This window comes from Streptomyces sp. NBC_00885, from assembly GCF_045207475.1.
In the GTDB taxonomy this organism is placed as follows: Bacteria; Actinomycetota; Actinomycetes; order Streptomycetales; family Streptomycetaceae; genus Streptomyces.
Window position 1 is genome coordinate 1,530,349 of the sequence record NZ_CP108796.1, and the last position, 13,041, is coordinate 1,543,389.

13 protein-coding genes are annotated in these 13,041 nt (G+C 69.8%); 8 read left to right on the plus strand and 5 right to left on the minus strand.

Features of this window, described 5'->3' with window-relative positions; genetic code table 11:
• Positions 1 to 5: 5 nt before the first annotated feature.
• The gene (locus OHA61_RS07040) at positions 6 to 2,168 is read right to left on the minus strand and encodes a hypothetical protein (protein WP_406302270.1); all 2,163 of its coding nucleotides are present in this window, start codon (positions 2,166 to 2,168) and stop codon (positions 6 to 8) included.
• The gene (locus tag OHA61_RS07045) at positions 2,165 to 2,362 is read right to left on the minus strand and encodes a DUF397 domain-containing protein (RefSeq protein WP_406302271.1); all 198 of its coding nucleotides are present in this window, start codon (positions 2,360 to 2,362) and stop codon (positions 2,165 to 2,167) included. Before OHA61_RS07045 ends, OHA61_RS07040 begins: the two co-directional genes overlap by 4 nt.
• Positions 2,363 to 3,023: 661 nt before the next feature.
• Here OHA61_RS07045 and OHA61_RS07050 point away from each other — a divergent pair.
• The 4 genes from OHA61_RS07050 (at position 3,024) to OHA61_RS07065 (ending at position 5,849) form a co-directional block, all read left to right on the plus strand.
• Entirely contained in the window at positions 3,024 to 3,266 is a 243-nt protein-coding gene (locus OHA61_RS07050; RefSeq protein WP_406302272.1) for an ATP-binding protein, read from the plus strand.
• Between the two features lie 118 nt (positions 3,267 to 3,384).
• Positions 3,385 to 4,533: a winged helix DNA-binding domain-containing protein gene (locus OHA61_RS07055; protein WP_406302273.1), complete on the plus strand. Its 1,149-nt coding sequence runs from the start codon at positions 3,385 to 3,387 to the stop codon at positions 4,531 to 4,533.
• 225 nt (positions 4,534 to 4,758) lie between these two features.
• A complete protein-coding gene (locus tag OHA61_RS07060; protein WP_406302274.1) occupies positions 4,759 to 5,160 on the plus strand; it encodes a hypothetical protein in 402 nt (133 codons plus the stop codon).
• A gap of 35 nt (positions 5,161 to 5,195) precedes the next feature.
• On the plus strand, positions 5,196 to 5,849 hold the full coding sequence (locus tag OHA61_RS07065; RefSeq protein ID WP_406302275.1) for a class I SAM-dependent methyltransferase: 654 nt from the start codon (positions 5,196 to 5,198) through the stop codon (positions 5,847 to 5,849).
• Here the strand turns inward: OHA61_RS07065 and OHA61_RS07070 are convergent.
• On the minus strand, positions 5,846 to 6,409 hold the full coding sequence (locus OHA61_RS07070; RefSeq protein ID WP_324979755.1) for a dihydrofolate reductase family protein: 564 nt from the start codon (positions 6,407 to 6,409) through the stop codon (positions 5,846 to 5,848). The genes OHA61_RS07065 and OHA61_RS07070 overlap by 4 nt on opposite strands.
• A gap of 178 nt (positions 6,410 to 6,587) precedes the next feature.
• On the opposite strand from OHA61_RS07070, the gene OHA61_RS07075 reads away from it, so the two are divergent.
• The 4 genes from OHA61_RS07075 (at position 6,588) to OHA61_RS07090 (ending at position 9,812) form a co-directional block, all read left to right on the plus strand.
• Positions 6,588 to 7,190, plus strand: a complete 603-nt coding sequence (locus OHA61_RS07075) for a TIGR03086 family metal-binding protein (protein ID WP_406302276.1) — start codon at positions 6,588 to 6,590, stop codon at positions 7,188 to 7,190.
• Between the two features lie 129 nt (positions 7,191 to 7,319).
• Positions 7,320 to 7,907: a 3'-5' exoribonuclease domain-containing protein gene (locus OHA61_RS07080; protein WP_406302277.1), complete on the plus strand. Its 588-nt coding sequence runs from the start codon at positions 7,320 to 7,322 to the stop codon at positions 7,905 to 7,907.
• 29 nt (positions 7,908 to 7,936) lie between these two features.
• A complete protein-coding gene (locus OHA61_RS07085) occupies positions 7,937 to 8,758 on the plus strand; it encodes a chitosanase (protein WP_406307297.1) in 822 nt (273 codons plus the stop codon).
• A gap of 196 nt (positions 8,759 to 8,954) precedes the next feature.
• Entirely contained in the window at positions 8,955 to 9,812 is an 858-nt protein-coding gene (locus OHA61_RS07090) for a chitosanase (protein ID WP_406302278.1), read from the plus strand.
• A 68-nt stretch (positions 9,813 to 9,880) separates the two neighbouring features.
• Here the strand turns inward: OHA61_RS07090 and OHA61_RS07095 are convergent, their stop codons facing one another.
• Positions 9,881 to 11,329, minus strand: coding sequence for a nucleobase:cation symporter-2 family protein (locus OHA61_RS07095; protein WP_406302279.1), 1,449 nt, complete (start codon positions 11,327 to 11,329; stop codon positions 9,881 to 9,883).
• Between the two features lie 232 nt (positions 11,330 to 11,561).
• Positions 11,562 to 12,938, minus strand: coding sequence for an 8-oxoguanine deaminase (locus OHA61_RS07100; RefSeq protein ID WP_406302280.1), 1,377 nt, complete (start codon positions 12,936 to 12,938; stop codon positions 11,562 to 11,564).
• Positions 12,939 to 13,041: the final 103 nt, after the last annotated feature.

A 13,041-nucleotide genomic window follows, 5' to 3' on the forward strand; every position in this document is an offset into this window, starting at 1 on the left:
TCGGATCAGCGTCTGCGGATCTTCTTCGACCGCGGCCTCAGGGGGTCGGTCAGCGCGGCGGTGCGACGGGCGAACGCGGCGATACCGGGGTCCGAGTGACGGTCACCGAGGTCCGCAAGCACGTGATGCGCACGGTTGGCATCGGCGTCGGCGAGCGCGGCGATCAGGGCCGCGGGGCCGCCCGGCCACGTGGTGCCGACCGCGTCGAAGGCGGTGACCAGGGAACTCGGGGTGAGCCCGGGTTCAGCCAGGCGGTCCTTGTGGTGGCTCGCGTTCAGGTCATCCAGGACCAGGGCTGCCCGCGCGCTCAAAGGGACCTGCCCTTCATCCGCCTGCTCTCCGCGAGCACGCAGCGCCTGGAGGGCGTACGCGCCGAGCGCGGGGTCGGCGAGCTGTCCGCGCAGTGCTTCCAGCGGTGCGGCCGAGGTGTCCAGAGAGGCGAACAGGGCGCGGGTGAGGCTCGCTTCGTCGGTGCCTGTCTTGGTGGCGGCGAGGGCGCCGAGGATTTCGTCCCATGCCTCGGCGGCGTTCTCGCGGGCGGTCAGCCAGTTGGTGAAGGCTCGGTTGGTGGCGTCTCGGGGCCAGAGCCGGGCCGCTTCGACGAGGGTGGCCGACTCCCAGCCGGTGACCGTGTCCCGGTCGGGCGCGGCGACCGCACCGGACTTGAGCGTGTGGCGGACCGCGGCGACACCGAGGGGGGTCAGCCCGAAGGCGTCACCGGTCCGGAACACGGCGCCGGTGGCGGACAGCCGGTCGACGACGGCGGCGAGCGCCCGGGCGGGAGCGTCGAGCTCAGTCCGGTCCTCGTCATCCAGAGCGGGAAGGCCGAGCAGGTCGGACAGTTCCTGCGGAGCCGGAGTCGCGTACTCGGCCGGGGCGCTGTCCGGGACCGGCACAGGCCTGTTCTCCACGGCCGGGTCGATCAGCCAGTCGCTGTACTCGGCGGCCTTGCGCGCCACGGACTCGGCGGTGCAGCCGCGCTCGTACAGGGCGTACAGCAGGTGCGCCGCGTCGTCGGCGTACTCCGGGTCCAGGGCCGGATCCTCCGTGAGACGTCCGACGGCCGTGGCGAGGATGTCCGCCGCGAGTTCGGTGAGTTCCTGCGGGGTGCCATCGGCCCAGATTCCGGCGGCCGGGCCCGGTGTCGTCAGCAGGCCGTCCTGCTGGAGCACACCACAGGCGACCGCGAGGTGACGCACCTCCTCGTCCACGAGATCCGGCCCGTCGGCGGCCGCCGAGAGGAGGGCTGGCAGCGGTGCGCCTTCGAGCAGGCCGCGCACTTCCAGCGGCGCGGGCAGAGCGGGCGGCGGCGGGACCGGGAGACCGGAGTCGCCGTAGTAACTGAGGTGCTGATCAAGCAGCGCGTCGGCAAGGACGAGGTGCGGCAAGTCCTCGGGACCGGGGGCGAGATGCGCGTACGGCCCCGAGAAGGCGTCGGACAGTCCGGCAGCCGTCCAGCGGTCCATCAGCGTGCCCGCGATACGCCGCATTTCGCCCGGAAGCCCTTCCTCCGGATCCACGTCCACCGCCTCCAGGGGCAGACCGGGCAGCAGGGGCCCGGCGGGCGAGGGCTGCTCAAGATCGCGGGCGAAGGCTCGCAGCAGGGTCTCGGCCAGGAGGATCTGTGCGATGACGGTGCGTCCGGTGACATCCGCCCGCTCCACCCCGTCGGGCAGGGCGGGGCGGTCGGCCCGCGGAGTGCGCTCATGCGCGTCGAGCCGGCGCAGCACCGCCTCGGGGTCGTCGACGGGTGTTCCGTCCGCCCGCATCAGCGACGCGTACCAGCGCGGCCAGGTCAGATTGCCCGGATCGGCCATCGCCCGCCGGAATTCCGGCACCCCCTCGTCGATCGCGGCCAGCAGCCGGGCGTGACGCTTCGTGTTCAGCCTGCCCCGGGCCCGTACGAGGTCGGCGAGCGCGCGCAGGACGGCGGGGGCAACGGGCAACTCGGACTCGGTCACGCAGACCAGGACGGGCACATCGTGGTGGAGCACCTGCCGGACCAGCTCGGGGGTCGGCTCCGGCAGTCCGGTCCGGCGATCCGCACCTCTGAGCACGAGCAGGGTCAGCAAGGCGTCCGCGATCCGGGCGGAGGAAGGGCTACCGAAACCGGCGGCCTCCTGGAGGAAGAGATCAAGGCCTGCGTTGGGGGTGAGGCTTGTGGTCACATCTCCCAGCGTAGGAAACGGCGCGGGTCCCTGCGGGGTCGTTGGACGGGTAATACCCGTTCCGGTTGCGTACGCGCTGCCGGGAAGCCGAGGAAGGCCGCCCACGCCTGAGCCTCCAGCGCGAGTGTCGGCCCAGTCACGTTATTCGAGTCCCGGACGTGTACGGACTCAGGGCGAGGGGCCGTGGCCTCCAACTGCGTGACCCTGCTGCGGTCTGTGTACAGGCGACTGGCCTTGCTGCGTCACTAACGATCGGTCGCGTCGATGTGCTGCTGGAGCGTCTTAGCTCGCCGTTCCAGCGGCGCTGGCCGTCGCGGCGATCCTGCGGCTGACAGTTCTCGCACCCGGGCTCTGACACCGGCGCACGGAGGTTCGGTCGGACCCGCAGTGTTGGCCGTGCTCCGAAGCCCACGGCCCAACTCGAAGCAACAGGCCTCCTGGGCTACCCGCGACACACCGCGTCCGCGGCGAGCCCAGCCGGTCGGGTGCGCCCCGCGCTGCCTCCGCGCCCCTCCCCTGGTCCGCGCTGTCATGCCGCGCAGCCCCATGGAACCTTCAGGACACCGCCGCCCACATCCGCTCAGCCACGGCGACCGCCGGGTGCGCGTCACCGTCGCGCCGCTGCCGGGGCCCGGCGCCGTCGCGGACGTCTTGCACGGGCAGTTGATGCCATCTCTACGCGGGGTGACAGTCGGTCGCGCCGTCAACAGACTTGCACTCGCTGCCCGCCTGGGCACGATGCCGCGAAGTCCCTTACCCGGCAAGCCGGTTCCGAGCAGTGCTGGACCTGTTCACATCCGGCGGCGGGCGTTGCGGGGCGGATCCGGTCGCCGCGCAGGAGAGAGGCGGAGCCGAATGCACCGGCGGCGCGACGGGCAGGTCCGGCACAATGTGGTCGAGCTACGCGTCGACGTCACCGACACCCGTACGGAACGGCGCCCGAGCCGGGTGCTCCCTCCCGTGCCTGTCGAGGAAGAATCGGGCCGTGGCTTGATCCTCATCGACGCCCTCGCCACCAACTGGGGCATGTCACCGCGCACCGCAGCGCCCGGCAAGACGGTCTGGGCCTCGGTGGATCTCGTCGCGTTTCCGTCATGATCCGCGTACCGTTCGCGTTGGGTCCATGTCACCGCGCTCGACGTGGGTCACCAGGACCTGCGGTGGATCCGGAGGTCGGCGGGTTCTGCGTGACCCGACGGAACGAGGGAATCCCCGTATGAAGGTCACCGCGCAGGCGCTCAACCGGGCAACGCTCGCCCGACAGTTGCTGTTGGGCCGCGAGTCGCTCGATGTCCAAGACGCAGTGCGACGCGTGGTCGCCCTGCAGGCACAGGAGCCCGCCTCGCCGTACATCGCGCTGTGGAACAGGCTGAGCGGCTTCGACCCGGCCGGCTTCGACTTGGCGCTTGCCGGACTGCAGACGGTCAAGGCGACGCTGATGCGGCTCACCTTGCACGCGGTCCACGCCGAGGACTACCGGACTTTCCGTGAGGCCGTGGAGCCGACGCTGCGCGGCTCCAGGCTCGGTGACCCGCGCTTCACGGCATCCGGACTCACCGCCGACGACGCCGACGTATTGGTTGCCGAGCTGCTGAAGTACGCCGACCGGCCGCGGACCGCCGCCGAGATGGGGGGCTGGCTCGAGGCGCGGCTGGGCGCACCGATGGAGTCGGCGGCCCAGCGGATGCTTCGGCAGTACGCGCCGTTGTGGCATGCACGCACGGGAGGGCCCTGGTCGTTCGAGACCCGGCCGTCGTACCTCGCGGCAGGCACGCGGCCGGTGCTGGCGGACCCTGAGGTTGCCGCCGAGGGTCTGCAGATCCTGATACGCCGCTATCTGGAGGGCTTCGGGCCGGCGTCGGTGGCGGACATGGCACAGTTCGCGCTGGTCCAGCGGGCTCGGGTCAGATCGGCGGTCAGCGCGCTCGCCGACGAGCTCGAGCAACTGGAGGGCCCGGGTGACACGGTGATGTACGACATTCCCGGCGCACCGCGGCCGACCGAAGACAGTCCTGCTCCACCCAGACTGATGGCGATGTGGGACAGCATCCTGCTGGCCTATGCCGATCGCAGCCGCGTCATCCCGCCCGCTTACCGCAAGCACGTGACGCGTATGAACGGCGACGTACTGCCCACGATCCTGGTCGATGGCTACGTCGCCGGCGTCTGGCGGCCCGTCGACGGTGGAATCGAGGCCACCGCCTTCCACCCCCTTCGGGGCCCTGTCTGGGAGGAACTGGCCGCAGAGGCCAGATCGCTCATCGCGTTCCTCGCCCCCCGCGACCTCAGGGTCTACAAGCGCTACGACCACTGGTGGATCAAGGGGCTGCCGAGCGCCGAAACACGGCTGCTCCCTGGTGACTGAGCAGACAAGCCGATGCGGGCCTGTGCTGGGCTCAGCCGTTGTGGCGTGCCCAGATGCAGGGGAGTGGTCAGCGCTGACGGCGTCCGGCGATGTGGTCGAGCCGGTCCCGCTCGGCCGGGCGCCGGATGGACTTCGCTCAGGCGGTCCACGACCGGCGCCGGCCGCGAAGGCATGACGGCAGGCCCCCGGATGGCGGATGAATGCCGCTGGTCAGATGCTTGAGGCATGCGGCTGCGACCGAAGGAAACAAAGTCCGCGAGCCACCACGCACCCGGAACCGTCCGCGTGCACATCGACCCCACTCGGGCAGGTGGCCTCGTCTACGAGACGCTGAGCGCGATCTTCGAGCTTGCCCTCGCGCCACCCGGGGCGGGTCGGATCGTTTCGGACGGCGGCGGCCCGGTGGTATCCGCTTTGCCCTTCGACGTACGCAGGCAGCGCCCCCTCCACGAACCGGTTCTGCTCTCCGACGCCGTCCACGCGCTCGTCTACGGTCACCCGAAGGACATCGAGCGGCTCGTTCACGGCCTCCAGGAGCATTTCATGGTGGAGGACAAGGGGTCCCGCGAGCCGGGCCACGGGGAGCATGTGCGCGAGCTGGTGATCGAGCCGAAGCAGGGCGGCTGACGGGCGACACGGGCAGCGGACTACTGTCCTCGCGCATGAGCGAACCTTCCTACGTGCGCGCCACCCGCGCGTCCTATGACACTGTCGCCGTCGACTACGCCGAACTCCTCAGAACCGAGCTCGCCGCCAAGCCCTACGACCGCGCGATGCTGGCCGCGTTCGCCGAGCTCGTGCAGGCCGACGGGGCCGGGCCGGTCGCGGACATCGGCTGCGGTCCCGGGCGGGTGACGGCGCATCTGGATGCTCTCGGGGTGAGCGCGTTCGGCATCGACCTGTCGCCGGCGATGGTCGCGGTGGCTCGTCAGGCGCACCCGAAGCTGCGGTTCGACGAGGGGTCGATGACGGACCTGGATCTGAAGGACGACTCTCTCGGCGGCGTCCTTGCCTGGTACTCCACCGTGCACACCCCGCCGGAGGTGTTGCCGGTGGTGTTCGCCGAGTTCCACCGGGTGCTGGCGCCGGGCGGTCATCTGCTGATCGCCTTCAAGGCCGGCGACGAACGGGTACGTCTGGAGCACGCCTACGGCCACGCGCTGTCGCTCGACGTCTACCGGCTGCCGCCCGACCGTGTAGCCGAGGAACTCGGCAGGGCCGGGCTGGTCGAGACTGCCAGGCTGGTACGTGAGCCCGACCTGCGCGAGCCCACCCCTCAGGCCTTCCTCATGGCCCGCAAGCCGGGGAATTCCTAGCGCGCCACGCGGTGGCGGAGGTAGACGACTCCCGAGCTGAAGGTGCGGGTCTCGACGAGTTCGAGATCCACCCGGCGCTCGCCCCTGGGAAAGAACGGAATGCCACCGCCGACCAGCACCGGGTAGACCATGACCTGGTACTCGTCGATCAGACCCAACGCGGCCGCCTCGGCGGCGAGAGTCGCGCCGCCGATCGCGATGTCGCCCTCCCCCGGCTCGGCTCGCAACCGCTCGATCTCCTCCGCCACGCCGCCGGAGACCAGGCGGGCATTGCCCTGCACCGCCGACAGCGTGGTGGAGAAAACCACCTTGGGCAGCGGGTTCCAGAGCGCGGCCCACTCCAGCTCGGCGTCGCCGAGCGACGCATCCTGGTCGGCGGTCTCCCAGTACAGCATCGTCTCGTACAGCCGCCGCCCCAACAGATGGACGCCGACCCGTTGAATCTCGTCGATCCAGAAGCGAAAGACGTCCTTGTCGGGCACCGTCCAGTTGAACTCGCCGTCCGGCCCGACGATGTAGCCGTCAAGTGAGACGCCCATCGAATAGGTCACGCTGCGCATCAGAAGTCCTCCTCGGTAACGGGTTCGACAGTACGACCGCCGGACGCCGCAGGACTCATCGCGACTCGCGGGATCCTCTGGGCCAAGGCGGTTCCCTTTTCAGAACACGGCCCAGCCGGGAGGTACGGGAAGGTCCGGTCGGCGATGAGTTTTGGCGGGCGGTGCGGTCTGCCTCTGTATGGACACCACTGCACAGACCGCATTCCCCGACCTCCGCCCTGCTGCCCACGCCGTGGCACAGCTGATCGACGGCATGGGCGAGGAGCGGCTCGGGGATCCGACGCCCTGTCCCAAGTACGCCGTACGGGAGCTGCTCGGCCATCTCGTCGGCCTGTCCACCGCGTTTCGGGACGCCGCCCGCAAGGACCTCGGGCCCACGACCGACACCGACCCCGGCTCCGTCCTGCCGGTGCTCCACGACGACTGGCGCACGGTGCTTCCGCGGCGGCTGGACGAGCTGGCGGAAGCCTGGGACCGGCCGGGAGCATGGGACGGCGCGACACGGGCGGGCGGCATCGCCCTGCCGGCGGCCGTCGCCGGACGCGTCGCCATCAACGAACTCGTCGTCCACGGCTGGGACTTGGCCCGCGCCACCGGGCAGGAGTACCGGCCGTCCGATGCGAGCCTTCAGATCTCGTACGAGCTGATGCGGCCGGCCGGGCTCGACCCGAGCGGGGACGGGATGTTCGGCCCGGTCGTCGCCGTGCCCGACGACGCGCCGCTGCTGGACCAGGTCATCGGCTTCAGCGGCCGCCGGCCCGACTGGCGGCCGGGCGACTGACCGAGGCGTGCGACTGACCGGGGCGGACGGCCGGCGCCTGGCCTGGGCCGGAGCGCGACCGGGGCCGGGCTCGCGGGCTCGCGGGAAAACCCGATGTGCCGGGAGCGGCGCCGATGCGATGCTCCCGGTATGGCACGTCGCGTGAAACCCAGCCTCTACATCTCCGTCGACATCGAGGCCGACGGCCCGATCCCCGGCCCCTACTCGATGATCAGCTTCGGCGCGGCGGTGGCCGGTCGCCAGGACGCCGAGGGTTACGTACCGGAGGACCCCGAGGCGCACACCTTCTACCGTGAACTGCGCCCCATCAGCGAGGACTTCGTGCCCGAGGCCCTGGCCGTCAGCGGGCTGGACCGGGACCGGCTGATCGCCGAGGGCAGTGAACCGGCCGCCGCGCTGGCCGAGTTCGGCGACTGGGTGCGTGAGGTGAGTACGGGCGCGCAGCCGGTGATGTGCGGCTATCCGGCCTCGTACGACTGGACCTTTCTGTACTGGTATCTGATCCGCTTCACCGGGACGAGCCCCTTCGGACACTCCGGATGCCTGGACCTGAAGACCCTGTACGCGACCAAGGCGCACCTCCCTCTGCGTGCCGTCGCCAAGGGCACGATGCCGCGCGAGCTGCTCTCCCGGCGGCGACACACCCATCACGCGCTGGACGACGCGATCGAGCAGGCGGAGCTGTTCAGTAACCTCATGGCGTGGCCGGGGCGCTGACCCCAGGAAGGGGTTGTGCCGTGAAGTCCATGGTCAGAGCGCTGCTCGCGCTGACGCTGATGTCGCTGTTGACGCTTGCCGCCTGTGCGGGCTCCGGGGACCACGAACCCGCCGCGCCCGTCGGCCTCGACGACCCCGCGAAGAAGGACATCGCGATGCAGCTGGTGTCCAGCGCGGAGAACTCCTCGCTGGACTGGAAGGCCCAGTACAAGTACATCGAGGACATCGACGACGGCCGCGGCTACACCGCCGGAATCATCGGCTTCTGCTCCGGCACGGGCGACATGCTCGCCGTCGTCGAGCGCTATACGAAGGTCAGGCCCGGCAACGTCCTTGCGCCGTTCCTGCCTGCGCTGCGCTCGGTCAAGGGCAGCGACTCCCACGAGGGCCTCGGGCAGCCCTTCGCCGACGCATGGGCGCGCGCCGCCGTCTCGGACCCGGCGTTCCGTGCCGCGCAGGACGCCGAGCGGGACCGGCTGTACTTCTCGCCCGCGGTGCACCAGGCGGAGCTCGACGGGCTGGGCGCGCTGGGGCAGTTCATCTACTTCGACGCCTATGTGATGCACGGGTCGGGCGACAGCGAGGGGTCGGTCGGCTTCCGCACCATGCGCGAGCAGGCCGTGCGGACCGCGAAGCCGCCAGCGAGCGGCGGCGACGAGAAGGCGTACCTGAACGCCTTCCTGGACGCGCGCGTCGAGGCGATCGGGCGCGAGCCCTCGCACACGGACACCAGCCGCATCGAGACGGCCCAGCGCGTCTTCGTCGACAAGAACAACTTCGGCCTCGACACGCCGCTGGCGTGGAAGGTCTACGGCGACAGCTACCGGATCGACCGCGTCGAAGCGGAGTAGGAATACGACTCGCCGTGGGGGACGGTCGCGACGATCACCATCCCGCGGCAGGACATCGACGGCGTCCTCGACCAGGCTCCCGGGCCTTGCTTCGGCCCAACTTCCGTACGGCGAAAGGGGTGTACGACAGTTCCGCACTCTGATAGGAAAGCTTCCTAACAGAACACCGGAACGACGAACTCCCTATGGAGGCAAGGTGCCCACCCCCCACGTACGCGCCCCACGTCCGCTCAGGTTCCTCCCCCGTATCGCGCTCGGCGTGGCACTTCTCGCCGTGCCGGCCACCGCCGTCGCGGCCACGTCCGACGACCACACCGAGGTGTCAGCGGCCCCCGCCCCGGCCGCCATCGGCCTCGACGACCCGGCGAAGAAGGAGATCGCCATGCAGATCGTCTCCAGCGCGGAGAACTCCTCGCTGGACTGGAAGGCCCAGTACAAGTACATCGAGGACATCGACGACGGCCGCGGCTACACCGCCGGAATCATCGGCTTCTGCTCCGGCACCGGCGACATGCTGGATCTGGTCGAGCTCTACACCGACCGCAAGCCCGGGAACGTACTGGCCAAGTACCTGCCCGCGCTGCGCGAAGTCGACGGCAGCGACTCGCACGAAGGACTCGACCCGAACTTCACCAAGGACTGGAAGAAGGCTGCCCAGGACTCGGAGTTCAAGAAGGCCCAGAACGACGAGCGCGACCGGGTCTACTTCAACCCCTCGGTCAAGCGCGGCAAGCAGGACGGCATCGGCGTCCTCGGCCAGTTCATCTACTACGACGCCATCGTGATGCACGGCGACGGCGGCGACTCCACCAGCTTCAGCAGTATCCGCAAGAGGGCCCTCGCCAAGGCCAAGCCGCCGGCCCAGGGCGGCGACGAGAAGACGTATCTGAATGCCTTCCTCGACGCCCGGGTCTGGGCGATGAAGCAGGAGGAGGCGCACGAGGACACCAGCCGGGTCGACACGGCCCAGCGCGTCTTCGTCAGGAAGAACAACTTCAACCTCAACACGCCGCTCGACTGGAAGGTGTACGGAGAGAGCTTCCACATCGACTGACGCATCGAGTGCGTACGGCAAGGCAGGAGGGCCGGGTGTCCACGCGGACACCCGGCCCTCCGTCCGCGTCAGTGGACCGCGACCGCCTCGTGGCCGGTCGGCGTGGTCACCGAGCTCTGCGAACTCCTCTTCCTCCCCAGGTGGTTGAAGGCGAGGTTGAGGACGATCGCCACGATGCACCCGGTGGAGATTCCCGAGTCGAGGACGACGAGCGCGTCCTTGGGGAAGGCGTGGTAGAACTCCGGCGCCGCGATCGGGATCAGTCCGACGCCGACGGAGGCCGCGACGATCAGCGCGTTCTCGCCCTTCTCCAGGGCGGCCGAGGACAGTGTCTGGATGCCGCTGGCGGCGACCGAGCCGAAGAGCACGATGCCCGCGCCGCCGAGGACCGGCAGCGGGACCAGCGCGATCACCGATGCGGCAACCGGGCACAGCCCCAGCAGGATCAGGATGCCGCCGCCCGCCGCTACGACGAACCGGCTGCGGACCTTCGTCATCGCGACCAGGCCGATGTTCTGCGCGAAGGCACTGCACATGAAGCCGTTGAACAGGGGGCTGATCGCGCTGCCGAGGGTGTCGGCGCGCAGACCGCCCTCGATGGTCCGCTCGTCCGCCGGCCGGTCGACGATCTTGCCGAGGGCGAGCATGTCCGCGGTGGACTCGGTCATGCAGACGAGCATCACGATGCACATCGAGACGATCGCGGCGATCTCGAACTGCGGGGCGCCGAAGTGGAACGGCGTCGGGAAGCCGACCACGTCGGCGTTCTTGATGGCGTCGAAGCTGGTCATCCGCATCGGGACGGCGACGAGCGTGCCGACGACAAGACCGAGCAGGATGGCGATCTGCTGCAGGAACCCGCGCAGGAATTTGCGCAGGGCGAGCACGATGACCAGGGTGAGCGCTGCCATCCCGATGTTCTTCATCGAACCGTAGTCGGACGCTGCGGAGTTGCCGCCCTGGGACCAGCGGAAGGCGACCGGCAGCAGCGAGAGGCCGATCAGGGTGATGACGGTGCCCGTGACGACGGGCGGGAAGAAACGTACGAGCTTCGAGAAGTACGGAGTGAGGACGAAGCCAAGCAGGCTGGCGACGATGATCGCGCCGAAGATGACGGTGATGCCGTCGGCTCCCCGGTCCTTGCCGATGGCGATCATCGGCGTCACACCGGCGAAGGAGACTCCATTGACGAACGGGAGCCTGGCGCCGACCTTCCAGAAGCCGAGGGTCTGAAGGAGGGTGGCTATACCGGCCGTGAAGAGGCTCGCCCCCATGAGGAAGGCGGTCTCCTTGGTGCTTAGGCCCACGGCGGGCCCGACGATCATGGGTGGGGCCACCACGCCCGCATACATCGCGGCCACATGCTGCAGTCCGCTGGTGAACATTCTCAGAGGGGGCAGGGTCTCATCGACCGGATGCTTTCCCTCCCGTGCTGCGACTGCATCTTCTTCAACTGACTCTTCTGCGACTACTTCTTCTGCGACTGCATCTTTCGGAAACCTGGGCTGTGCGGCCACGGGTGATTCCTCCGGTCGGTGGCGCGTCTGGCGGTGACGCGGGTGCAGGGAGGTGGTGCGAATGGTGCAGCGGTGAGCCCGGTGCTTCCGGGGTGTGAAGACACGAGTCACCGTCCCGGGTGGTGCGGCACCGATACGCGGTGCCGCACCACCCGGTCACGGCTGCCATGGACCCCGCTCGGGTCCACGGCCTCCGGTCGAGGGCCGTCCCCCTCGACCGGACTTCTTCTGGTCAGTCCTGCGCGGCGATGCGCGCGAGGCGCTGTGCCTCGTCCCGCGCGGAGCGGGCGATGGCGTCCTCGTCCACCGTGGTCAGGTGGTTGTCCTCGACGACGGTCTTGCCGTTGACGAGGGAGAGCGTCACCGGGGCGGCCGCGCCGAAGACGAGCGCGATCACCGGGTCGGCGATGGAGGAGTGGGCGAGCGTGTCCAGCTTCCACAGCACCAGGTCGGCGAGCTTGCCGGCCTCGATGGAGCCGATCGCATCGGCGCGGCCGAGGACCTGGGCGCCGCCGTACGTACCGAGGCGCAGGGCCTGGCGGGCGTTCAGCGCGGCCTCGCGGTGGGGGCCGAGCCGGTTGATGAGGAGCGCGTTGCGCAGCTCGGTGTGCAGTTCGCCCGACTCGTTGGACGCGGTGCCGTCGACGCCGAGGCCGACCGGGACGCCCGCCTTCAGCATGTCGGGGACGCGGGCGATGCCCGCGGCGAGGCGTGCGTTGGAGGACGGGCAGTGTGCGACACCCGTGCCGGTACGGGCGAAGGCGGCGATGTCGGAGTCGTTCATGTGGACGCAGTGGGCCATCCACACGTCCGTGCCGAGCCAGCCGGTCGACTCGAAGTAGTCGGTCGGGCCCATCCCGAAGAGCTCCTTGCAGAACTCCTCCTCCTCGACCGTCTCCGAGCCGTGCGTGTGCAGCCGTACGCCCTTGCGGCGGGCCAGCTCGGCGCCCTGGCGCATCAGTTCGGTGGAGACGGAGAAGGGGGAGCAGGGCGCGACGGCGATCTGCGTCATCGCGTCGAAGGAGGCGTCGTGGTGCTTGTCGATGGTCTCCTCGGTGGCGGCGAGCGCGCCGTCGAGGGTCTCGACGGCGAAGTCGGGCGGCAGTCCGCCGTCCGAGGTGCCGCGGTCCATGGAGCCGCGGGCGAGGGTGAAGCGGACACCCATCTCGCTCGCCGCGCCGATGATCGCGCCGGAGAGGTCGCCGGCGCCCTGTGGGTAGACGTAGTGGTGGTCCATGGCGGTGGTGACACCGCCGCGGGCCATCATCGCGAGGGAGCCCTGGGCCGCCGCGCGCGCCATCGGCTCGTCGATCCGCGCCCAGGTCGGGTACAGGGCGACCAGCCAGTTGAACAGGTTGTGGTCGGTGGCCAGACCCCGGGTGATCCACTGGTAGAAGTGGTGGTGCGTGTTGATCAGGCCGGGGGTGATGAGATGGCCGGTGCCGTCGATGCGGCGGACCACGTTCTCCAGGCCTTCGGGGGCCTTGCCCGCTCCCACGGACTCGATCCGGTTGTCCGCGACGACGACATAACCCGAGGCGTACTCGGTGTCGTTCGCGTCCACGGTCGCGATGGCACAGTTCTCGATGACGATGCGCGAAGCCGCCATGGCGGGTCCTCGTTCTTCCCATTGGTGGAACGGACCCGGGGGTCGAGCGGGGTGACGACCGGATCCGCGGTGCTGTTGTTGCGCAGATGCCCCCGCTCTCCCC